Annotated in this window: 19 protein-coding genes; 10 read left to right on the top strand and 9 right to left on the bottom strand. The window is 72.8% G+C overall.

Translation table 11 applies throughout. The features are described 5' to 3' along the window. Positions 1–59 precede the first annotated feature (59 nt). The gene (locus tag OOK31_RS19740) at positions 60–719 is read right to left on the bottom strand and encodes a YitT family protein (RefSeq protein WP_267088596.1); all 660 of its coding nucleotides are present in this window, start codon (positions 717–719) and stop codon (positions 60–62) included. A 61-nt stretch (positions 720–780) separates the two neighbouring features. Here OOK31_RS19740 and OOK31_RS19735 point away from each other — a divergent pair, with 61 nt between their 5' ends. Both OOK31_RS19735 and OOK31_RS19730 read left to right on the top strand, forming a co-directional pair. Beyond that, positions 781–2,172 (top strand): PLP-dependent aminotransferase family protein, encoded by a 1,392-nt coding sequence (locus OOK31_RS19735; RefSeq protein WP_267088595.1) that lies wholly within the window; start codon positions 781–783, stop codon positions 2,170–2,172. 152 nt (positions 2,173–2,324) lie between these two features. Further along, positions 2,325–3,695: an FAD-binding oxidoreductase gene (locus tag OOK31_RS19730; protein ID WP_267088594.1), complete on the top strand. Its 1,371-nt coding sequence runs from the start codon at positions 2,325–2,327 to the stop codon at positions 3,693–3,695. Between the two features lie 75 nt (positions 3,696–3,770). On the opposite strand, the gene OOK31_RS19725 is transcribed toward OOK31_RS19730, so the two are convergent. Next, a complete protein-coding gene (locus OOK31_RS19725; protein WP_267088593.1) occupies positions 3,771–4,184 on the bottom strand; it encodes an arsenate reductase ArsC in 414 nt (137 codons plus the stop codon). A gap of 103 nt (positions 4,185–4,287) precedes the next feature. On the opposite strand from OOK31_RS19725, the gene OOK31_RS19720 reads away from it, so the two are divergent. Further along, the gene (locus OOK31_RS19720; protein WP_267088592.1) at positions 4,288–4,599 is read left to right on the top strand and encodes a helix-turn-helix transcriptional regulator; all 312 of its coding nucleotides are present in this window, start codon (positions 4,288–4,290) and stop codon (positions 4,597–4,599) included. A gap of 35 nt (positions 4,600–4,634) precedes the next feature. Continuing rightward, complete coding sequence (locus OOK31_RS19715; RefSeq protein WP_267088591.1) at positions 4,635–5,384, top strand: aquaporin; 750 nt, start codon at positions 4,635–4,637, stop codon at positions 5,382–5,384. A gap of 40 nt (positions 5,385–5,424) precedes the next feature. Here OOK31_RS19715 and OOK31_RS19710 read toward each other — a convergent pair whose 3' ends face one another. Beyond that, positions 5,425–5,796 carry a helix-turn-helix transcriptional regulator gene (locus tag OOK31_RS19710; RefSeq protein WP_267088590.1) on the bottom strand — a complete coding sequence of 124 codons (372 nt, stop codon included), beginning with the start codon at positions 5,794–5,796 and terminating at the stop codon, positions 5,425–5,427. A 115-nt stretch (positions 5,797–5,911) separates the two neighbouring features. On the opposite strand from OOK31_RS19710, the gene OOK31_RS19705 reads away from it, so the two are divergent. From OOK31_RS19705 to OOK31_RS19690, 4 genes are all read left to right on the top strand, one after another. Further along, the gene (locus OOK31_RS19705) at positions 5,912–7,288 is read left to right on the top strand and encodes an NAD(P)-binding domain-containing protein (protein WP_267088589.1); all 1,377 of its coding nucleotides are present in this window, start codon (positions 5,912–5,914) and stop codon (positions 7,286–7,288) included. A 174-nt stretch (positions 7,289–7,462) separates the two neighbouring features. Continuing rightward, positions 7,463–9,619, top strand: coding sequence for an MMPL family transporter (locus tag OOK31_RS19700; protein WP_267088588.1), 2,157 nt, complete (start codon positions 7,463–7,465; stop codon positions 9,617–9,619). Positions 9,620–9,635: 16 nt separating this feature from the next. Next, entirely contained in the window at positions 9,636–10,817 is a 1,182-nt protein-coding gene (locus tag OOK31_RS19695; protein ID WP_267088587.1) for a sensor histidine kinase, read from the top strand. Beyond that, entirely contained in the window at positions 10,814–11,488 is a 675-nt protein-coding gene (locus tag OOK31_RS19690; RefSeq protein ID WP_267088586.1) for a response regulator transcription factor, read from the top strand. The genes OOK31_RS19695 and OOK31_RS19690 overlap by 4 nt, the downstream gene beginning before the upstream one ends. 32 nt (positions 11,489–11,520) lie before the next feature. Here the strand turns inward: OOK31_RS19690 and OOK31_RS19685 are convergent, their stop codons facing one another. The 3 genes from OOK31_RS19685 to OOK31_RS19675 all read right to left on the bottom strand — a co-directional run bounded on the left by OOK31_RS19685 (position 11,521) and on the right by OOK31_RS19675 (position 12,744). Next, positions 11,521–11,793 (bottom strand): hypothetical protein, encoded by a 273-nt coding sequence (locus OOK31_RS19685; RefSeq protein ID WP_267088585.1) that lies wholly within the window; start codon positions 11,791–11,793, stop codon positions 11,521–11,523. A gap of 181 nt (positions 11,794–11,974) precedes the next feature. Continuing rightward, positions 11,975–12,163, bottom strand: coding sequence for a hypothetical protein (locus OOK31_RS19680; protein ID WP_267088584.1), 189 nt, complete (start codon positions 12,161–12,163; stop codon positions 11,975–11,977). 5 nt (positions 12,164–12,168) lie between these two features. Beyond that, entirely contained in the window at positions 12,169–12,744 is a 576-nt protein-coding gene (locus OOK31_RS19675) for a DUF5994 family protein (RefSeq protein WP_267088583.1), read from the bottom strand. Between the two features lie 281 nt (positions 12,745–13,025). On the opposite strand from OOK31_RS19675, the gene OOK31_RS19670 reads away from it, so the two are divergent. Next, positions 13,026–13,535, top strand: coding sequence for a DUF5994 family protein (locus OOK31_RS19670; protein ID WP_267088582.1), 510 nt, complete (start codon positions 13,026–13,028; stop codon positions 13,533–13,535). Positions 13,536–13,584: 49 nt separating this feature from the next. On the opposite strand, the gene OOK31_RS19665 is transcribed toward OOK31_RS19670, so the two are convergent. Next, entirely contained in the window at positions 13,585–13,785 is a 201-nt protein-coding gene (locus tag OOK31_RS19665; protein WP_267088581.1) for a hypothetical protein, read from the bottom strand. A gap of 436 nt (positions 13,786–14,221) precedes the next feature. Here OOK31_RS19665 and OOK31_RS19660 point away from each other — a divergent pair, with 436 nt between their 5' ends. Then, entirely contained in the window at positions 14,222–15,154 is a 933-nt protein-coding gene (locus tag OOK31_RS19660) for a helix-turn-helix transcriptional regulator (protein WP_267088580.1), read from the top strand. A 234-nt stretch (positions 15,155–15,388) separates the two neighbouring features. Here the strand turns inward: OOK31_RS19660 and OOK31_RS19655 are convergent, their stop codons facing one another. Further along, positions 15,389–17,176 (bottom strand): ice-binding family protein, encoded by a 1,788-nt coding sequence (locus tag OOK31_RS19655; RefSeq protein ID WP_267088579.1) that lies wholly within the window; start codon positions 17,174–17,176, stop codon positions 15,389–15,391. Positions 17,177–17,870: 694 nt separating this feature from the next. Beyond that, the gene (locus OOK31_RS19650) at positions 17,871–18,743 is read right to left on the bottom strand and encodes a peptidoglycan-binding protein (RefSeq protein WP_267088578.1); all 873 of its coding nucleotides are present in this window, start codon (positions 18,741–18,743) and stop codon (positions 17,871–17,873) included. Between the last annotated feature and the right edge of the window lie 2 nt (positions 18,744–18,745).

Below are 18,745 nucleotides of genomic sequence, written 5' to 3'. Positions count from 1 at the left end.
TCGCGGAACCCGTCGCCGCGGCGGCCGGGTGACGGTGGCCGCCCTCGGTCCGGTGCTGCTCATACTCGGACCGTCAGGCGCGGCAGGAACCAGCCGACGAGCGGCCCCGTGCACAGCGCGACGAGCACCGTCCCCACACCGAGGGTTCCGCCCAGCAGCCAGCCGGCCCCGGCGACGGCCACGTCGATGCCCGTACGCACCACCGCGACCGGCAGGCGCGTGAGGCGGACGAGCCCGGTCATGATGCCGTCGCGCGGCCCCGACCCGAACCGCGCGCCGAGGTAGAGCGCGTCGAAGAAGGCCAGCGCGACGAGGCCGACGAGGAGGTACCCGACCGCGGCCACCGTCCCCTCGGGGCGGGGGAGCAGGGCGGCGGTGGCGTCCGCGGCGAAGCCCACGAGCGCGACGTTGAGGAGCGTGCCGAGCCCCGGCAGCTCGCGCAGGGGGATCCAGGCGAGGAGCACCAGCAGCGAGATCAGGTTGGTGGCCCAGCCGAAGGAGAGGCCGAGGGACCGGGCCGTGCCGTCCGTGAGCACGCTCCAACTGGCCGTACCGAGACCGGACTCGACGAGCGTCATGACGGCGGCGCCGTACCCCACCAGGCCGACGAGGAGCTGGAGGAGGCGACGCGTGGTGCGGCCCGCCCGCAGCTGGGCGACGGCGTTCATACGGGGCGGCGCGACGGGGGCGGGAGCAGGGGCAGGAGCGGAAGGGGGCATGACCCCAGCCTCGGTGCCGTCTGGCATCCGATTCCATAGCCAGATCGCCTAGCCTGGCCGGATGAAGATCAGCGCGCACGCGGTGGCCCGCATGGTGGGGGACTGGCAGGAGGGCCCCGGGCCCGGGCACCGGCGGCTCTCCGACCGGCTGCGGCTGCTGGTCCTGGACGGACGCCTGTGCCTCGGGGCGGAGCTGCCGGGCGAACGCGACCTGGCGACCGCGCTCGGCACCAGCCGGACCACGGTCGGCGCCGCGTACCGCACCCTCGTCGAGCACGGCTACCTCGCCACGAGGGCGCGCGCCAGGGCGACCGTACGGCTCCCGCACGACACGCCGTCCGAGCGCGGGGCCGGCCAGGACCCGGCGGACATCGACCTGTCGTTCGCCGCGCCCCCCGCACCCTCCGAGATCCTCCACGCCGCCTTCGCGACCGCCCTCGAACAGCTGCCCCGGCACTTCGAGCGGCACGGGTACGACCGGTACGGGACCGCCGAGCTGCGCGAAGCGGTCGCCGGCTGGTACCGGCGCCGGGGACTGCCCACCGCCCCCGACCACATCATGATCACCAGCGGTGCGCAGCACGCCCTCGGCCTCCTCGCGCGCACGCTGCTGTCGCCGCGCGACCGGGTGCTGATCGACCACCCCACCTATCCGCACGCGATCAGGGTGTTCACCGAAGCCCGCGCCCGGCTCCTGCCCGTCGCCCTGGGCCCGTCCGGCTGGGACGCGGAGCAGCTCCTGACGGCGGCCCGTACGGCCCGACTGGCGTACCTGATCCCGGACTTCCACAACCCGACCGGCATGTTCATGCCCGCGGAGGTCCGCCGCGGGCTCAGGCTGCCCTGCCCCACGATCGTCGACGAGACCCTGGCCGACCTGGCCCTGGACGGGGAGCGGCCCGAACCCTTCGCCGCGTACGTCCCGGCCGCCATCAGCGTCGGCTCGGTGTCCAAGAGCATCTGGGGCGGCCTGCGCATCGGCTGGATCCGCGCCGAACCCGCCCTGCTGGCCCGCCTCGCGCAGGCCCGCCCCGCCACGGACCTCGGTACGCCCGTCGTGGAACAGCTGGCCACGGCCGCCCTCCTGAACGAGCACCGCACCGGACACCCCGACGCCCTGGAGCAACTGCGCGTCCAGCGCGCGGCCTTGCGCGACGCCCTCGCCGAGCACCTGCCCGAGGTCCACGCACCCTGCCCGGCCGGCGGCGTCACGCTCTGGGCGGGCTTCCCGGATCCCGTCGGCTCACGGCTCGCGGCGATCGCACCGGACCACGGGCTGACGATCGCGGCCGGACCGCGCTTCGGGATCGGCGGCGCGTTCGAACGCCACGTCCGGCTCCCGTACACCCTCCCGCCGGACCGGCTGGCCGAGGCGGTCCGCCGCCTCGCCCGGGCCCACCGGGCCCTCACCCGGGGCGCCACCGGCACCCACACCCCGGCGCCCGTCGCCTGAGGGGCGGCCGGTCGACGCCGTGCGCGCCGGAGACCGCCGGCGGACCCCCGGACGGTCTCCGGTTGAGGCTTCGCGCCATCGGCGTAGCGTGAAAGGGGCGGGGGCTCAGCGGCAGGGCGCGCGGTGGGGCGCGGGCCCGAGGAGCGATGACCATGGGCAAGCTCTCGATCGACCAGTTGCGCGAAGGTGTCCGCGGTGCGGTCGTCACACCGGACGACGAGGCCTACGACGAGGCACGCAAGGTCAACAACGCCATGATCGACAGGCGGCCGGCCGCCGTCGTGCGCTGCGCGAACGCGGGCGACGTCATGGCCGCGGTCGGCTTCGCGCGCGAGAACGGGCTCGACCTGGCGGTGCGGGGCGGCGGGCACAGCGTGCCCGGCTTCGGCACCTGCGACGGCGGCGTCGTCGCCGACCTGTCCGGGATGCGCGGCGTGCGCGTCGACGCCGCGCGCCGGACGGCCCGCGCCGAAGGCGGCGCGACCTGGGGCGACTTCAACGCGGCCACGCACGCCTTCGGTCTCGCCACGACCGGGGGCATCATCTCGACCACCGGTGTCGGCGGGCTCACCCTCGGCGGCGGCATCGGCTATCTGGCCCGCGGACTGGGCCTGAGCTGCGACAACCTGATCTCCGCCGATGTGGTGACCGCGGACGGCCGCCTGCTCGTCGCGAGCGAGGAGGAGAACGCCGACCTCTTCTGGGCCCTGCGCGGCGGCGGCGGCAACTTCGGCGCGGTGACCTCCTTCGAGTTCAAGCTCGCCCCCGTCAAGGACATCTACGGCGGGCCGATGCTCTTCGAACTGGACGACGCCGCCACCGTCCTGCGCTCCTTCAGCGAGTACATCGCCGACGCGCCGGAGCAACTCGGCGGGTTCCCGGCCTTCCAGCTGGCCCCGCCGCTGCCGTTCATCCCGGAGGACCGGCACGGCGACCCGTTCGTCCTGATCGTGGCGTGCTGGGCGGGGCCGCTGGAGGAGGGACCGGGCGCCGTCCAGGCGTTCCGCGACTTCGCGCCCGTCGTGGCCGAACACGTCGGGCCCATGCCCTATCCCGCGCTGAACAGCGCCTTCGACGCACTCGTACCGCCCGGTCTCCAGCACTACTGGAAGGCCAACTTCGTGACCGAGCTCAGTGACGCGGCGATCGCGGCGCACCGGGAGTACGGGCCGCGGCTGCCGGCCGTGAACTCGACGATGCACATCTACCCCATCAACGGCGCCTGCCACCGGGTCGCACCGGACGCCACGGCCTTCGCCTACCGGGACGCCTCGTTCGCCACCGTCATCGCCGGAATGTGGCCCGACCCCGCCGCCAACGAGGCCAACACCGCATGGGTCCGCGACTACTACGCGGCGACCGCCCCGCACTCGGAGGAGGGCGGGTACATCAACTTCATGGCCGACGACGACCAGAGCCGGATCAGGGCCAACTACAAGACCAACTACGACCGCCTCGTCGAGATCAAGCGCGCGTACGACCCGGGCAACCTGTTCCACCTGAACCAGAACATCAAGCCCTGACGGACCGGGCCGGGAGGGCCAGGAGGGCCAGGCCGGCTCACGGGCGCTCCCGGCCCGGACGATCGGTTGTGTGCCCTATGCGGAGGGCGCGGGCGCGATGTCCGCGATCAAGCCCTCGACGAGCCGCTTGATCTCGTCACGGATGGGGCGGACGGCCTCGACGCCCTGCCCGGCCGGGTCCTCGAGCTTCCAGTCGAGGTAGCGCTTGCCCGGGAAGACCGGGCAGGCGTCGCCGCAGCCCATGGTGATGCACACGTCGGAGGCCCGCACCGCGTCGACGGTGAGGATGCGGGGGGTCGCGGCGGACATGTCGATGCCGACCTCGCGCATGGCCTCGACCGCGGCCGGGTTCACCGACCCGGCCGGGGCCGAGCCGGCGGAGCGGACCTCGACGCGGTCGCCGGCGAGGTGGGTCAGCCAGGCGGCGGCCATCTGCGAGCGGCCGGCGTTGTGGACGCAGACGAACAGGACGGACGGCTTGTCGGTCACGGCGGGTCTCTTCTCGCGGCAGGGGCGGGGCGGGGCGGAGCGGGGCGATGCGGCGTCGGCTGGACTGTCGTATCAGCCTCCGCTGATGTGAAAGTATCAGCCCATGATGACGTCAGCCGGCACTGATCTGATCCACGTGCTGTCGGACCCGCTCAGGCTCCGGATCGTGAACCTGCTCGCCCACGAGACGCTCTGCACCACCCATCTCGTGGCGGAGACGGGGGCCCGGCAGACCAACCTCTCCAACCACCTCAAGGTGCTGCGGGAGGCCGGGATCGTGGACACCGAGCCGTGCGGCCGGTTCACGTACTACCGCCTGCGCCCGGAGGTCATGGCATCCCTCGCCGGCCGGTTCGCCGACCTGGCCGAGGCCGCCCGCGAGACCTCCGAGACGGGCCGCAGGCGTTCCTGCTGACCCCCGCGCCGCCCCTCTCCTCCAGGAGCTCCTCCGTGTCCCCGACCGTCCCCGCGGCCACCGCCGTCCCCACCCCCGTCCCCGTCCCCGCCCGCTCACCGCTGGCGGCCCGCGCCGCGGCCGAATGCGTGGGCACGGCCGCACTGGTGGCGGTCGTGGTCGGCTCCGGCATCCAGGCCACCGCCCTCACCCAGGACGTGGCGCTCCAGCTGCTGGCCAACTCCACCGCCACCGTCCTCGGTCTCGGCGTGCTGATCGTGCTCCTCGGCCCCGTCTCGGGAGCGCACTTCAACCCCGTGGTGACGGCGGCCGAGTGGTGGACCTCCCGCCGGTCCGGGTCCGGGCCCACGGCGCGTGACGTGGCGGCGTACGTGTCCGCGCAGACGGCCGGGGCGATCGGGGGCGCGGTCCTGGCCGACGCGATGTTCGGCGAACCGCTGGTCAAGTGGTCCACGCACGACCGCTCGGCGGGGAACCTGCTGCTCGGCGAGGTGGTCGCGACCGCCGGACTGGTCCTGCTGATCTTCGGCCTGGCCCGCACCGACCGGCTCCGGTTCGCGCCCGTCGCGGTCGCCTCGTACATCGGCGCCGCCTACTGGTTCACCTCGTCCACCTCGTTCGCCAACCCGGCCGTGACGATCGGCCGTGCCTTCACCGACACCTTCGCCGGCATAGCGCCCGGCTCGGTGCCGGGCTTCGTCGCCGTGCAGGCCCTCGGCGCGGTCGTGGGCCTGGCCCTGGTGGCGGTCGTCTTCACGCGCACCGAGGCACCCGCGTCCGCCTGAGCCGCCCGGGCGGCCCGCCGTGGAGGCTCACCGCGGGGGCTCAGGCCCCGGCCGAGCCGGCCCGGGTCAGGAGGGCGCCCATGGCGGCGAGCACGGCGGGCTCCACCCGGTAGTACACCCAGGTCCCGCGCCGCTCGGAGGAGAGCAGGCCGGCGTCCTTCAGCTTCTTCAGGTGGTGCGAGACGGTCGGCTGCGAGACGCCCACGTCCGAGATGTCGCACACGCAGGCTTCCCCGCCCTCGTGCGAGGCCACCAGGGAGAAGAGCCGCAGGCGCACCGGATCGCCCAGTGCCTTGAACATGACGGCCGTCCGCTCGGCCTCCCCGGCCGTCAGCGGGCGCTCCGACAGCGGCGGGCAGCAGGGCGCGACGGCGTCCGGCTCCAGCAGGGGCAACGCCTTCGTGGTCGACATGCCGTCCATCATCCCCGGTAATTCGACAGATGTCTATGTTGACGAACGTCGATACGAGGAGGATTCTGAAGCCACCAGGACATCGACATCTGTCGAATCAACAGGGGAGTCCGTCGTGAACCCGTCCCACGCATCCACCAGAGCCGCCCTGCCCGTCGTCGTCATCGGCGCCGGCCCCATCGGCCTCGCGGCAGCCGCCCAGCTCCTCGGCCGGGACATCGAGCCCCTCGTCCTGGAAGCCGGACCGGCCGCCGCGACGGCGGTGCGCGAGTGGTCCCACGTACGGCTCTTCTCGACCTGGTCGGAGGTCGTGGACCCCGCCGCCGAGAAGCTCCTCGCCCCCACCGGCTGGGCCCGCCCCGACGGCACGACCTACCCCACCGGCGGCGACTGGGCCGACCGCTACCTCCAGCCGCTCGCCGACGCCCTCGGCGACCGCGTCCGCTACGGGGCCCGCGTCACCGGCGTCTCCCGGACCGGCCGTGACCGGGTCGTCGACGCCGACCGCGAGGCCCAGCCCTTCACCGTCCACATCCTGTGCACGGACGGACGCGAGGAGCGGATCCCGGCCCGCGCCGTGATCGACGCCTCCGGCACCTGGACCACACCGAACCCCCTCGGCGGCGACGGCCTCCCCGCCCTCGGCGAGCGCACCGCCGCGGACCGGATCTCCTACCGCGTCCCCGACCTCACCGACCCGGCCGTACGGGCCCGGTACGCGGGCAGGCGCACCGCCGTCGTCGGCGCCGGAGCCTCCGCCTTCACGGCCCTGGCCCTCCTCGCCGACCTCGCCGAGGAGGCCCCCGCCACCCACGCCGTGTGGATCCTGCGGCGCGGGATCGGCGGCGACACCTTCGGCGGCGGCGCCGCCGACCAGCTCCCCGCCCGCGGCGCCCTGGGCCTGCGCGCCAAGGCCGCCGTCGAGGCCGGCCGCGCCACCGCCGCCACCGGCTTCCGCACCACCGCCGTCGAACGTGACGGCGACCGCCTGGTCCTCGTCGCGGACGACGGCCGCCGCCTCGACCCGGTCGACGAGGTCATCGTCCTCACCGGCTTCCGCCCGGACCTCTCCTTCGTCTCCGAGCTGCGCCTCGCGCTCGACGAGCGCCTCCAGGCCCCGGCCGCCCTCGCCCCGCTCATCGACCCGAACGTCCACTCCTGCGGCACCGTCTATCCCCACGGCGTGAAGGAACTCTCCCACCCCGAACAGGACGTCTACCTCGTCGGCATGAAGTCCTACGGCCGCGCCCCCACCTTCCTCGCCCTCACCGGCTACGAGCAGGTCCGCTCCGTCGCCGCCGCCCTGGCAGGCGACCACGAAGCCGCCGGACGCGTCGAACTCGTCCTCCCCGAAACCGGCGTCTGCGGCGGCGCCGGCCTCTTCGACCAGCCCGAGGCCGCCGAGGAGGGGGCCGGTGGCTGCTGCGCCACCCCCGCACCGGCCACCCTGCGGATCGGCGTCGGTGCTCCCGCTCCGTCGGGCGGCTGCTGACCGCCGGCCCGCCGCGTTACTCCCGGGGGAGTACGGGCAGGTCCGGGACTCCCGGGGGAGTAGGGGCGATCTCCTGCGCCGGCCCGAGGGAACGGTGCGTAGGAGACGGGACGCTGGATGCGACCGGGCAGGCCATCAGGGCCACCGGGCCGAGTCCATGCGGAGGGGCCCGAGATGGGGCAGACAGCGCGAACAGGCAGACACCGCAAGGTGGTTCCGTGGGGCGTACTGGCACTGTGGGCGATCGTGATCGCCGTCGCCGGGTCGTTCGCGGGCGGGCTCGCGGACGTACAGCGGGACCGGACGGCCGACTACCTGCCGTCGGGCGCCGGCTCGACGCAGGTGGCCGGGCTCCAGGAGCAGCTGCCCGGCGGTGAGGTGACCAGCGTGCTGCTCGTCTACCACCGCGACGGCGGGCTGACCGCCGCCGACCGGGACACCGCCGGACGGCAGATCGCGGCGGTCACGGTCCCGGCGGGCACCACGGACACCGGGCCCGCCAAGTCCCCCGCCCTGCTGGCCGCGTCGAAGGATCCCCGGGACTTCGGCGCGACCCTCCGAGGACCCGGCGTTCCGTCCGCGGACGGCACCACCCTCATGTACGCGGTGTCCACGGCCGCGCCCGGCACGGACGACACCGCGAAGAAGGCCTTCGTGAAGGACGTACGGGCCCACGCGCGCGGCGCCGACGGGCTGACCGTGCAGGTCGGCGGCGACGGCGCCGTCGAAGCCGATGCCAAGGAGGTGTTCGGCTCCATCGACGGGACGCTGATGCTGGCGACCGGGCTGGTGGTGGCCCTGCTCCTGATCCTCACCTACCGCAGCCCGGTGCTCTGGCTGGTGCCGCTGCTGGTGGTCGGGGCGGCGGCCGTCTGCGCGCGGGCCGCCGTGTACGGTCTCGCCTCCGGCTTCGGCATCACCGTGACCAGCCAGAGCGCCGGGATCATGACGGTCCTGGTGTTCGGCGCCGGCACCGACTACGCACTGCTGCTCGTCGCCCGCTACCGCGACGAACTGCGCCGCACCCCGCATCCGTACGACGCGATGCGCACCGCGCTGCGCGGTTGCGGGCCGGCCGTGCTGGCCTCCTGCGGGACCGTCGTGGCCGGGCTGGCCTGTCTGCTCGCCGCCGACCTCAACAACATCCGCGGCCTCGGCCCGGTCGCAGCGGTGGGCGTGCTGTGCGCGCTGATCGCGATGATGACGCTGCTGCCGGCGGTCCTGGTGCTGCTCGGACGGCGGGTGTTCTGGCCGCTGATCCCCGCGTACGGCAGCGAACCCAAGCGGCGCCGCGGACCGAACGTCTTCGCCGCGATGGGGAGTTCGGCGGGCAGGCGGCCGGTCGCCGTCCTCGTGACAGGAGTCGTGCTGCTGGGCGCGCTGGCGCTCGGCGTGCTCAACCTGCCCGGGGCGCTCAAGCGGGAGGACAGCTTCACCAGCAAGCCCGAGTCGATCGCCGCCATGGGAACCCTGGCCACGGCCTTCCCGGACCGCAGCAGCCGGCCCATCGAGGTCATGGCGCCCACCGGGGCCGCCGACCGGATCCTCGCCGCAGCCAGGTCCGTCGAAGGCGTCGCGAGCGCCGAACGGGGCCGCAGCGGCGGCGGCTGGACCGAGATCGCCGTCACCGCCGAGTCCGCCCCGGAGTCCGCGGCGGAGACCGCCGCCATCGGACGGCTGCGGGCCGAACTCGACGGCGCGCACGTGGGCGGCGCGAGCGCCCGGCAACTCGACCTGGCCGCCACCAACTCCCACGACCGCCTGATCGTCATCCCCCTCGTCCTCGCCGCGGTGCTGCTCGTCCTCGTCCTGTTGCTGCGCAGCCTGGTCGCCCCGCTGCTCCTGGTCGCCGCCGTCGTGCTGGTGTGGGGCGCGGCGCTGGGCATCGGCGGCCTGGTCTTCGGCCCGGTGTTCGGCTTCAGCGGCGTCGACCCGGGGCTGCCGCTGCTGACCTTCGTCTTCCTGGTCGCCCTCGGCGTCGACTACGGCATCTTCCTGATGCACCGCACCCGCGAGGAGACCCGCGGCGGCGCCGAGCCGGCACAAGCCGCGCTGACCGCGCTCCGCACCACCGGCGCAGTGATCGCCTCGGCCGGGATCGTCCTGGCGGCGACCTTCGCGGTGCTCGCCTCGCTGCCGCTGGTGATGTTCGTGGAGATGGGCACGGTCGTCGCGGTCGGGGTGATCCTGGACACCTTCCTCGTCCGCACGTACCTGGTGACCAGCGCCAGTGTGCTGCTCGGCCGCAGGGTGTGGTGGCCGGGCAGGCCTTCCGGCACCCCGACGCCCGTCGCCGGTCCGGAGTTGGCACTGGTCGGCGACCGGCGATGAGAGCGACGATGTCCGGGTGGCAGAGGTGACCGAACCGCGGAGCGGGGCCGAGCGCGTACTGCGCGCACTGCACCAGGACCCCCTGGCGGCCGCGCACCCGACGCGCAACGACGCGGTGCTCGCGGCCGGTGTCGCAGCGCTCTCCGCGGCGGTGGCGTACGCCGACACCGCGCTGCGGCCGGACGCGCTGGGCTGGACGCTGCTCGTCTGCTGCGCCCTGCTCCTGGCAGCGCGGCGGCGCCACCCGGTCGGGGTGCTGATGGCGGTCGTCGCCTGCATCGCCCCGTACCAACTGCTCGGCAACGCCCACGCCGCCCCCCTGCCGGCCGGACTGATCGCCCTGTACACCGTGGCCGTCACCGGCACCGTCCGCCGGACGGTGACGGTCGGCGTGTGCGTCGTGGGCTTCGCGGTGACCGCCATGTCGTCCAACGGCGTCCACCGTGTCCTGGACGTCCTGCGCACCTCCGGCTGGCTGGTGGCGGCCCTCGTGCTCGGCGTCGCCGTCCGCAACTACCGCAGGTACCTGGCCGAGGAGCGCGCCCGGGCCGGACAGGACGCCGACCGGAAGATCGCGGAGGAGCGTCTGCGCATCGCCCGCGACCTGCACGACCTGCTGGCCCACAGCATCACGCTGATCGGTGTCCGCACCTCGGTCGCCGCCCACGTCCTCGCCGTCGACCCGGACCGGCTCGACCGGGCGGCGGTCGCCGAGGCGCTGGACTCCATCGCCGACACCTGCCGCGAGGCGCGCGCGGAGCTCCGTACCACCTTGACCGTGCTCCGCGCCGACGAGCGCGGGCCGCTGCCGGACCTCGCCGGGCTGCCCGATCTGGTCCGTGCGGCCGAAGCGGAACTGACCCTGGACACCGACGGGGTCCACGTCCCGGCGGCCGTGGGGGCCGCCGCCTATCGGATCGTCCAGGAGTCGCTGACCAACGCGGTCCGCCACGCGGGCCCCGGCACCACCGTCCGGGTCCGGGTGGCGGAGGCCGACGGAACCCTCCGGGTCACCGTCAGCGACGACGGCCGAGGCCCTGTCGCGGACTCCACCACTGCGGGATTCGGCATCGTCGGCATGGGCGAGCGGGCCCGCAGCGTAGGCGGCACCGTGCGGACGGGCCCCCGCTCGGGCGGCGGCTTCGAGGTCGCGGCAAACCTTCCGCTCCCACCCCGCCCCCCGGAGGCATCCGCGTGACCACACCACCCCTGATCCGCGTCCTCCTCGCAGACGACCAGACACTCGTCCGGGCGGCCTTCGCGATGCTCATCGACTCGGCCCCGGACATGGAAGTCGTCGGACAGGCGGGCAACGGGCGGGCAGCCGTGGAACTCGCCCACTCCGAGCGGGCCGACGTGGTCGTCATGGACATCCGGATGCCGGGCACCGACGGCATCGAGGCGACCCGCCTCATCGCCTCCACCGAAGACCTGGCCGGGGTGAAGGTCCTGGTCCTGACGACGTACGACACCGACGAGAACATCGTCGAAGCGCTGCGCTCCGGGGCCTCCGGCTTCCTCGTGAAGGACACCAGACCGGCCGAACTCCTGGCCGCCATCCGTACGGTGGCCGGCGGCGAGTCGCTCCTCTCCCCGGGCCCGACGGCCCGACTGATCGCCCGCGTCCTGCGCACCCCCACCTCCACCCCGGCCCCCGCCGCCCTCGACCCGCTCTCCGCACGGGAACGGGAAGTGCTCACCCTCGTGGCCCGGGGCCTCAACAACACCGAGATCGCCGACGCACTGGCCCTGAGCCCCCTCACGGCGAAGACCCATGTGAGCCGGATCATGGGCAAGTTGGGGATACGCGACCGCGCGCAGCTCGTGATCCTGGCGTACGAGTCAGGCCTCGTCGTCCCCGGAGCCTGAACGCCGGACCCGCCTCACGTGCGCAGGGGGATTCAGCCGTGCTGTTCCTCCTCGGCCTCCATGCGGCGGATTCCCTCGTGGGTGAGGGTGACCATCGAGGGGGTGTTGCCCGGTTCCCAGTCGACGGTGATCAGGCCTTCGCCCGCCAGGTAGGTGCAGGCGGCGGCCAGGTCCTGTTCCGGCACGTGGAGGTCGCGCCGCAGCTGCGCTCCGGTGATGCCGAGGAGGCGGTTGCCTTCGACGGCTTCGTACAGGACCCGGAGCACCTGGTCGCGGTAGGTCTTGCGTTCGCGCAGTGTGGCCATGACCGCGGCCTTTCGGGTGAGTGGTGGTCTCCGGGCCCGTCGGGGCTTCTCAGATCTCGTCGGAGTGGGCGCCGGCGTCTACGGGGGTCCTGCTGGTGGCCGGCCAGGACCGGGCGAAGCCGGCGGACCGGGGCGCCGTGGCGCCCCGACCGCTGCCCCCGGTCGGAGGAAGTTCCGTTCCTCACCGGCCGGCATCCGTGTGGTGGGCTCGACGACCGGTGTCGTCCGGCAGGCCAGGAGGTCTCGGCAGGGGGTCGCTGAAGTGGTAGGCCTCGATGCGCGCGTCGTGCTGCGCGTTCAGCAGGTGGATCAGGCGCATTCCGATGCCGATCGCGAGGATGGTCACCGCGATGAGGATGAAGGTCTCCACGGAGCTCACCTCCAGCCGTCGCCGGGCAGCGGCAGGGTGCTTCGGTCCATCCGGTTCCCGAAGGGGGACATGCAGGCCCCGCCTTCGCTCTCCCAGGTGGCTTCCCGGCGGCGGGCGTCGCGCATGCCGCGCCCGATGACGGTTTCGTTGGCCATGAGGACGCCTGCGGTGAGGGAGCTGCCCGGGATCGCGGCGGCGGCCATCAGCCGGGCCGCGCTCGCGGCGTCGGTCTCGGGCGGGATGACCAGCAGGTCCCAGCGGCCGACGGTGTAGGAGAGCAGGATCAGCTTGTCGGGGTCCTGTTCGGTGAACCAGCCCACGTGCAGCAGGCGCCCGCCCATGGGCACCGTGTGCGGGACGACGGGCCAGCGGGTGGGGTTCACGGTGACGCGGGTGACGCGGCCCCAGGGTTCCTCAAGGGCGGCGGCCAGCGGTGGGAGCTCGGCTTCGAGGTCGCGGGAGTAGGGCCACCAGGCCCCGTCCAGCTGGCCGGCGAGCGTGGTCTTCGGGGTGAGGGACAAGCGTGCCGGAAGCTCTGCGGCGAGGTCGCGGGGCGCGGTCCGTTCGAGGGTCGTGGTCATGAGAGGACCTGCCCCCGGACTGCCCGTCGGCAGCCCGGTTTTTAGGCGATCGCCGGAAACGACACCCGCGTGAAAGCCGGTGTGCGAAGTACTTCCGGTCCTTTCACTGTACGCCTGTTCGGCGGTCTCTGACCGGTGTGACCAGGTATTTCCCCACGGCGGCGGAGCGGGCGGCGGGAGTACCGTGAAAGGGCGACAGGCCCAGCCCGTCGCCCGACCGGCACGCACCGGTGCCGACCTGCGACGCAGCACGGCCGCACCCCGTAGACGGGCGAACCCACATGGCTGACTCCGGCATCCCCCGCACCCCCCGGACGCCCCCACTTCTCCTGCCGAGTGAGATCCACCAGGCGATCCGGCCCGGGACGGCCCTGCTGCGGCTGGAGACCACGCGGTCCCGGGAGGGGCTCCTGGACGGTGCGTGGTGGCCGCGCACCCGCGACATCGCGGCCGAGCTGCCCGCGCTGATCAGCGTGCTGGCCGGGCATCTCGGCCCGATCACCCGCGTGGGTGTGGACGCGTCCGCCTGGAACGACCTCCCGCCCCGCCTGGTCATCGACGACCGGGTCGTGCACCTCGACTCCGACCCGGTCGGCGACGACACCGTCCTCATCACCCGTGGCGACAGCGACCACTTCGCGCTGCTGGTGGTTCCCCCGGACACCACCGCCGACGCCGCCCGTGAAGCGATGGCCCGCGCCGTCCGCGCCGACAACATCACGCAGGCCGCCCAGATCCTCGTCGCCACCACACACGAACCCGAGGACGGCGGCGCCGACGCGTCGGGCTGACCCCGGATCCTCAGCTGCGGCGCGGCCGGGTGGCCGGCTGGTGCGCCGGTCAGAGCCCCTCGTCGTGCAGGTCCTCTTCGCGCAGCAGGTCGTCCTCGAGGCGGCGCGAGGGCTCCTTCCGGCCGGGCTGCTGTCCCTTCTCACGGGACTGCTTGCCCGGCTGGGGCTGTGCGGGGTCTCCGGGGCGGTGGTGTTCCTGCGCCTCGCGGCCCTTGCCCGGCTCCTGACGCCTGTCCCGCGTACCGTCCATGACGGAGACTCCTCTTGATGCGTGGGGTGGGTGGGGATTCCTCTCGAATCACGCTGACACGCACAGCGCCGTTCTGCATCATGTCGACCGCGAGGTTCAGGGCGTGGGGCGGTGCCGGAGCCGGAAGGGTCTGGTCCAGCGTGGACCGTGCGCCCGACCCGGCCGATACCCGGCATATTACGCAGAAATCTGCACCGGAATGCGGTCAATTCGGGGTAATTTTCGATTATCCGGATCGCCTCGAGACGGTATTCGGATTCTTGTTAATTTGAACCGGAAAATATGGTCAGGCGGGTGAAGGTGATGTGAATCCCGACCCTTCTCCGCCCGGCGTGAATCGCCGTGCACGACACGGAGTCAAGGCGGATCGGGCACCCCCTGCCGTGGCAATCTGTTCGCCAGTGCAAGGTTCTTTTTGAGTGGAGGTAAGCGACCCGTGGGCGTCAATGTGAATCCCACCGTCAGCCGACGCCGACTGGGGTCGGAGCTGCGCCGGCTCCGGGAGATCAGCGGAATGACGACGCAGCAGGTGGCGGAACGCCTGCTGATCTCCCAGCCCAAGATCAGTCTGCTGGAGAACGGCCGCCGCCTCGTCAAGGCGCGCGACGTACGAGATCTCTGCGGGCTGTACGGAGTCCAGGACCAGCGGCGCGTCGACCACCTGATGCAGCTGGCCAGGGAATCGGGTCAGCAGGGATGGTGGAACTCCTACGGCGACATCCCGTACGGCGCCTACATCGGCCTGGAGGCCGAGGCGGTCGCGATCCGTTCCTACGAGTCCATGGTGATCCCCGGCCTGCTGCAGACTCCCGCCTACGCCCGGGCGGTTATCGCAGGAACGATCCCTCACGCCACTGCCGAACAAGCCGCCACGCGCCTCCAGGTGCGGCTGCGGCGCCAGAGCCGGCTGGCTGCCCCGCGCAATCCGCTGCGCTTATGGGCCGTACTGGACGAATCGGCGCTGTGGCGCGTCGTCGGCAGCCGCGAGGTCATGCGCGAACAGCTGGACCATCTGATCCACCTCGGCGCCCAGCCGCACATCACCCTGCAGGTCCTCCCTCACGATGTGGGTGCGCATCCGGGTGTCTCGGGACAGTTCGCGCTGCTCGAATTTGCCGATGCCAACGATGTGAGCGTGGTGTATCTGGAAAGGTTCACCAGCGACCTCTATCTGGAGAAAGCTTCCGACGTTCTGCTCTACAGGAATATGTATGCGCACTTGCAGGCCCAGGCGCTGAGCCCGGACCATGCGCGGCATTTCATCGGCGAAGCCGTCAAGGCGTACGGCCGTACGGAATTCCGGCCCGGCCTCCGCCGGCCAGGGCAGGCGGTTCAGTGCGTGCGGGCGCGCTGCCCCTCGATGTCCTGACGGCGAGTCCGTCGGAGAATCCGGCCGCCCCCCGATTCCGCAGCACCAACTCCCCTTCCCCTGTGGGCTGTTCCGGGCTCCGGCTCTAGGTTCCCCGACCCTCACCGAGCCCCTGGAATGACGCGTCCAGGGGCTCGGCCGCCGAACGGCCGGTAGGGCGTTCCTCGTGCTTGACCGAGTCCGCCCCCGGCGCCCCCCGGCTCAGGGGTGTGGGGCGGTCACGGCCGCGATGGGCTAGTCCTGTCGAGTCGCCGTACGCCGGACTCTCTTCAAAGTGAAGAGGACCGAGCCTCCGACGAATGCGAGCGCGGCTGCGGAGGCGGCCATGATGCCGGGCCCGCTGCTCGCGTGGTCCGAGGCGAGTGCGGGCGACACTCCCTGCGGCTGCTGGCGGGTGGCGGCGCTCACGGGGGCGAAATTGACGCTCTTGGCCGTGTGGCCGGCACCCAGGGGTCCCAGGGCATCGCTGAGGCTGCCGGGCAGGAAGTCGGCCCACGGAGGCTTGCCGTGGTCGTCGTGGCCGTGTCCGGGTCCGCCGTCGTCCGGCCCGTCGTGGCCGTGTCCGGGTCCGCCGTCGTCCGGCCCGTCGTGGCCGTGCTCACCGTCGTCCTCGTCGTCGTGACCGTGGCCGGGTCCGCCCTCGTCGTGGTCGTCGTGACCGTGGCCGTGCTCGTCGTGGTCACCCTTGTCCCCGCGCGGCCCCTTGGGTCCTGCGGGTCCTGCGGGTCCTGCCGGTCCGGCGGGTCCGGCGGGTCCGGCCGGTCCTGCGGGCCCTGCGGGTCCGGGTGAGCCGACGGGTCCGGGGCTGCCGGCCGGGCCGGGACTGCCGTCAGGGCCAGGGGCGCCGGGCGAGCCGACGGGGCCGGGGCTGCCGACGGGGCCGGGGCTGCCGACCGGGCCAGGGCTGCCGTCAGGGCCGGGGCTGCCGTCAGGGCCGGGGCTGCCGTCAGGGCCGGGGCTGCCGACCGGACCGGGGCTGCCGACCGGACCGGGGCTGCCGTCAGGGCCGGGGCTGCCGACCGGGCCAGGGCTGCCGACCGGACCGGGGCTGCCGTCAGGGCCAGGGCTGCCGACGGGTCCGGGTGAGCCGTCAGGGCCGGGACTGCCGACGGGGCCGGGTGAGCCGACCGGGCCGGGGCTGCCGACCGGACCGGGGCTGCCGTCAGGGCCGGGGCTGCCGACGGGTCCGGGTGAGCCGTCAGGGCCGGGACTGCCGACGGGGCCGGGTGAGCCGACCGGGCCGGGGCTGCCGACCGGACCGGGACTGCCGTCAGGGCCGGGGCTGCCGTCAGGGCCAGGAGCGCCGGTCGGGCCGGTCGGACCAGGCGAGCCGGTCGGACCAGGCGAGCCGGTCGGGCCGGGCGAACCCGTCGGTCCGGGAGGTCCGGGAGGTCCGGGCGGGCCAACGGCGCAAGCTGCCCTCGTAATGGTGTTGTCGTCCAGCGTGACCGCGCCGTTCCGCGCCAGGGCGCGGCCCTCGATCACGGCGCCGGTGTTCACCGAGATGGACTCCAAGGCCAGGATGTTGCCCTTGAACTGGGAGGTCGTGTCGATGGTGGCGGAGCTGCCCACCTGCCAGAACACGTTGCAGGCATTTGCGCCGTTGATGAAGGCCACGACACTCGCCGGAGCCGTGATCAGGGTCGAGGGGATCCGGAAGATGAAGACGGATGCGGGGTCGTTCTGGCCGTCGAGAGTGACCGTCCCGGTGATTCCCACTGTCGACGGGGCCGTGTAGACGCCGGGCGCCAGCGTGAGTCCGCCGATCTCGGCCGAAGCGAGCACGGTCCCCGGTCCCCGGCCGGCCGCGTCGTTGTAGGCGGTGACGAGGTCGTTCTTCGCCTGGAGGGCGGCGGCGTCGGGGGCAATGCGCTGCACTCCGTTGACGATGCCGGGCGGAAAGCCGGTCACCGATGTGCCCGGATAGAGCCCCAGGTCGCCGTTGATGATGGTGGGGGTGTTCGTGTTGGTGACCGTCGAACCGGCCAGAACCGCGTAGTTGGTGGCGGTCCCCAGCCCCACGGGGGCTTCCGCGGCGTGAGCGGAGTACGGGATCAGCGTGGCTGCCGCGAAGAGCGCGGTGGGCAGCAGGAAGACGGCTCCCCGTTTGAGCAGTGTGCGTTGAGGCGTTCTGTCCGGTGGATCCGACCGAATGGCATCCAATGCCATAGCAAGACCTTTCTGTTGCTTCGAGCCCGAGTCCTCCTGAAGGAGTGCCGGAGTCGCCCGTGCCTGCGATCCCTCGCGCAGGCTCACCCTGGGCGGCGCCGCCGAGCGACTCCCTGCCAGAGGTAGTGATACGCCGTTACCCGGCAGTACTCACGCATATTTCAGAGCAATAGGCCGGATATCAGAAAAATGAGTCTGCATGGGTGATAAAAGGTCAGAAAGATAGAAACATCTCGCACGCGCATGCGAATTCGCTCGGTGGTGCCTGCCGTCGACGAAGAAGGCCCAGGTCGGCGACCTGGGCCTTCTTGGAAGAGCGGATGACGGGAATCGAACCTGCGCCACGAGCTCGGGAAACGGGACCAGCGCACCTACTGTGCGGCGCACCACCTCTGCCGGTACCGGCAGTTCGGCTCCCACCGGCCCCGCACACCAACCCTTGCAGTGTGGTCCCCGCCACGTGAGGGGCGGCGAAGAGCCGCCCCTCGGCCTCCAGCAGATTCTCCGTGCCCTGCGCGCAGCACGTTGCCGGGGTCTTCGGCAGTGGTCAGGCGCGGGGGACCTTCAGGGCCGACCACTGCTTGGGGCCCGGTATGCCGTCCGCGTCGGCGCCGGTGTCGCCGAGCTTGTGCTGCCAGTTGCGGAACGATTCGCGGTCCGCGTCGCTCCACTGGGGGCCGGGGCCCTCGGCGTAGGCGGAGCAGCCCTCCGCGACCAGGCGCTCTCCCATGCGGGTGACGACGGGGCTGTCCTGGCCCGGGTGGAAGAACTCGGCGCCGGGGAAGGGCTCGTAGCCGCCGTCATCACCGCCGTCACCGCTGTCGTCGCGGGCGCTCTCGTGCGGGGACGAGGGCGTGGTCGGGCCGGCGGACAGGTCCGACTCCGAGGCCTCCTCGGCGAAGTACACCGCCCCGGGGCGTCCCTTCCACGCGGGGTCGGCCAGGACGACGCCCTCGGGGAAGTCGGGGATGCCGTAGCCGTAGACGCGGTTCGACGTGCGGTCGCGGGTCTTGAGGTAGACGCCGTCGCCCTCCGCGCTCCCGTCGTCGTTGGTGTTGCCCTCGATGGTGGTGATCGTGGAGCCGGTGTAGGCGATGCAGATGCCGGTGTGGCTGCCGCCGCCGGAGCCGAAGAAGACCTGGCCGCCGATCACCGGGTACTCGGTGAACCGGTCGCGCTCCGCGAACCAGGACACGCCCTCGGCGCAGGACGCGGAGACCGGGAACAGGGATTCGTTGCCCGATTCCCGGGCGCACCAGGCCACGAACGTGGCGCACCACGCCTGGCCCTGGGACCATTCCAGGTCGGGTACGGCGGGTGAAAACTTCTGGATGTTGTTCCAGTCGCCGTCGTCGTTGCCTTCCTGGTATCCGATCTCGCCCCGGGCGGCGCGGATCAGGTCTGCTGCGGTTCCGGTCATGA

The sequence above is a fragment of the Streptomyces sp. NBC_00249 genome, assembly GCF_026342355.1.
In the GTDB taxonomy this organism is placed as follows: Bacteria; Actinomycetota; Actinomycetes; order Streptomycetales; family Streptomycetaceae; genus Streptomyces.
Note: the sequence above shows the minus strand (reverse complement) of the source record. Positions and strands in the feature narration are given on the sequence as shown.

Excerpts from the sequence above, each read along its gene's own strand:
- OOK31_RS19700 (WP_267088588.1), top strand. The coding sequence starts at position 7,463 with ATGGGGCAGACAGCGCGAACAGGCAGACACCGCAAGGTGGTTCCGTGG.
- OOK31_RS19720 (WP_267088592.1), top strand. The coding sequence starts at position 4,288 with ATGATGACGTCAGCCGGCACTGATCTGATCCACGTGCTGTCGGACCCG.
- OOK31_RS19650 (WP_267088578.1), bottom strand. The coding sequence starts at position 18,743 with ATGACCGGAACCGCAGCAGACCTGATCCGCGCCGCCCGGGGCGAGATC.
- OOK31_RS19710 (WP_267088590.1), bottom strand. The coding sequence starts at position 5,796 with ATGTCGACCACGAAGGCGTTGCCCCTGCTGGAGCCGGACGCCGTCGCG.
- OOK31_RS19730 (WP_267088594.1), top strand. The coding sequence starts at position 2,325 with ATGGGCAAGCTCTCGATCGACCAGTTGCGCGAAGGTGTCCGCGGTGCG.
- OOK31_RS19685 (WP_267088585.1), bottom strand. The coding sequence starts at position 11,793 with ATGGCCACACTGCGCGAACGCAAGACCTACCGCGACCAGGTGCTCCGG.
- OOK31_RS19675 (WP_267088583.1), bottom strand. The coding sequence starts at position 12,744 with ATGACCACGACCCTCGAACGGACCGCGCCCCGCGACCTCGCCGCAGAG.
- OOK31_RS19740 (WP_267088596.1), bottom strand. The coding sequence starts at position 719 with ATGCCCCCTTCCGCTCCTGCCCCTGCTCCCGCCCCCGTCGCGCCGCCC.
- OOK31_RS19735 (WP_267088595.1), top strand. The coding sequence starts at position 781 with ATGAAGATCAGCGCGCACGCGGTGGCCCGCATGGTGGGGGACTGGCAG.
- OOK31_RS19665 (WP_267088581.1), bottom strand. The coding sequence starts at position 13,785 with ATGGACGGTACGCGGGACAGGCGTCAGGAGCCGGGCAAGGGCCGCGAG.
- OOK31_RS19670 (WP_267088582.1), top strand. The coding sequence starts at position 13,026 with ATGGCTGACTCCGGCATCCCCCGCACCCCCCGGACGCCCCCACTTCTC.